The 2,214-nt window shown below is 72.7% G+C and carries 2 protein-coding genes; both read right to left on the reverse strand.

The genetic code is table 11. The features are described from left to right. Positions 1-438: 438 nt before the first annotated feature. The gene (istB, locus tag PHK61_RS31685) at positions 439-1,254 is read right to left on the reverse strand and encodes an IS21-like element helper ATPase IstB (RefSeq protein ID WP_274285021.1); all 816 of its coding nucleotides are present in this window, start codon (positions 1,252-1,254) and stop codon (positions 439-441) included. Next, positions 1,251-2,214 (reverse strand): Mu transposase domain-containing protein (locus PHK61_RS31690; RefSeq protein WP_274285022.1); only part of this gene is annotated, 964 nt, incomplete at its 5' end. The genes istB and PHK61_RS31690, both read right to left, overlap by 4 nt.

The following is a 2,214-nucleotide window of genomic DNA, read 5'->3' on the forward strand; positions in this document are numbered from 1 at the left end:
CATACTGGCGCCGACGCCACCAAGCCCGCGCCCGCCACTGCCACCACGCAACCCGTGATGACGCTGGCCGAAGTTCCCCAGAGGTACTAGATCATCTTCCCCATGTGAGAGATCACTGTAGTGCGGCGGCAGCGCGGCTGGTCAAGCTCGTCGGAGTGGGATGACGCCGGGTTCGGGGCAGGACGGGCCGCTTCGGGGGTGGTGAGCAGGGCGACGATGCTGACCTCGCCGCCGCAGTGCGGGCAGGCCCGGATCGCGATTGGCGACGGCGCGGGCTGCGCTTCGCGGTCGTGGTTCTCGGCCGCGGGTTCGGCTCGTCGTCGTAGGTGGGCGTGTTTGCGGCAGCGGTCGGAGCAGTAGCGGTGTCGCGGGCCGGCGGGGGTGAAGGTGGTCCAGCAGATCGGGCAGCCGCGCTCGGATCGCCAGTCTGAGCTCGGGTCAGCTCGCATGAGTGCCTCCCAGTCCTGCTCGGTGTCCGGCGGCGGCGCGCAGGGTGTCCGCAGTGTTCTGGTGGGCGCGGAGCCGGTAGGAGGGCCCGTCGATGCCGACGACGGTGGCGCGGTGCAGGAGTCGGTCGAGCATGGCCGCGGCGACGGTGGCGTCGCCGAAGGCGCCTGCCCAGTCGGCGATACCGACGTTGGTGGTCAGGATCGTGGAGGACTTGAGGTAGCGCTGGTTGATGACCTGGAACAGCGCCGAGGCGCCGTCGCCGGGCAGCGGCAGGTAGCCGAGTTCGTCGATGACCAGGAGTTTCGGGCCGGCGAAGAAGCGCATGCAGGTGTTCCACCGGCCCTCGAGGGCGGCCTTGTGGCACTTCGCGGCGAGGTCGGCGGCGGTGGTGAAGTAGACCCGGGCGCCGGCGTCGGCCGCGCCGCGGGCCAGCGCGGTGGCCAGCATGGTCTTGCCGACCCCGGGCGGGCCGACGAACAGAACGTTGGCGGCGTCGTCGAGGAAGCGCAGGGTGGCCAGGTCGCGGACGAGGTTCTCGTCGACGCCGGGTTGGGCGGCGAAGTCGAAGTCGGCGATGGTCCAGGGGCCGGGCAGGCAGGCGAACCGCAACCTGGAGGCCAGTCGGCGGGCTTCGGTGGCTTCGACCTCGATCTCGAGGAGGCGCTCGAGCGCCGCGGTCAGCGACAGCCCGTCGCGGCGAGCAGCGTCGAGGACGGAGTTGAGGTGCTCGGCGGCGTCGTTGAGCTTCAAGTACCCGAGGTGGGCGCGCAGGTTCTGATACCGGCGAGCTTCGCTGGTGGTCACCGGCTCTCACCGGCGTTCGTGCTGGTGGCGCGGGCGGCGGCGGGAACCAGAGCGGCGTAGGCGGCCATGTCGATCACGACCCGCTCGGCCGAGCTGGCCGTCGGGGTTCCGCGCAGTCGGGCGGCCTCGGCCCGCGAAGCGTCCCCGGCCGGGCGTCGAGCCTTGCGCCGACACGGTGGGGCATCGCTGAACTCGGCCAGGACCCGGGTCTCCAGGGCGCGGACGTGCCCCTCGTCGCGGACCACGGCGCCGGCGCCGGTGGGTGCGCGGTGATGGACCGCGACGGTGGCGCCGGTGGCGGTGATGATGCGCAGCTGGTCAGCCCCGAGACGGTGACGCACCACGACCTGGACGCCGAACATCCCCGGCGGCACCGAGTACCGGTTGCCGCGGAACGAGACCAGCGCCTGCGCCGACACCGTGCGGACGACGGCGAGTTCGGCCGGGAACGCCGCCGCCGGCGCTGCCCGCAACCCCTCGCCAGCGGCGAGCTCAGCGACGGTCGTGCGCTCGCCGTTGCGGCGCCGGACCCGGCCGTCGAGACGGGCGCAGAGCTCGTCGAGGCTCTGCTGAGCACCGGCGACGGTGGCGTCGTCGGCGACCGTGCGCCACCAGCGTTGCGCGGCGGAGTGGTTGGCCTTCTCCACCACGCCCTTGCGGTTGCCGTGCCGCGGCGGGCAGAGGTCCACCGCCACCGCGTAGTGCTTCGCGGCCTGCGCGAACGCCGCCGACACCGTCCCCGACCGCGGGGAGCAGACCGTGGCCATCCGATCGAAGCGCCAGCGCCGGGTCAGCCCACCCAGCTTGCGGGTCACGCGGTCCAGCGCCTCGACCAGGTGTGGGAAGTCCTCGGACTCGGCGAGCACCGCCCGCCAGCGTCCCGAGTGCGCCAGCGACCCACCCCAAGTGGCGTCCAGCAAGGTGGTGTACGAGCTGACCACGGCGTAGGGCGTGGCGACG

The organism is Actinomycetospora lutea (assembly GCF_028737205.1).
In the GTDB taxonomy this organism is placed as follows: domain Bacteria; phylum Actinomycetota; class Actinomycetes; order Mycobacteriales; family Pseudonocardiaceae; genus Actinomycetospora; species Actinomycetospora lutea.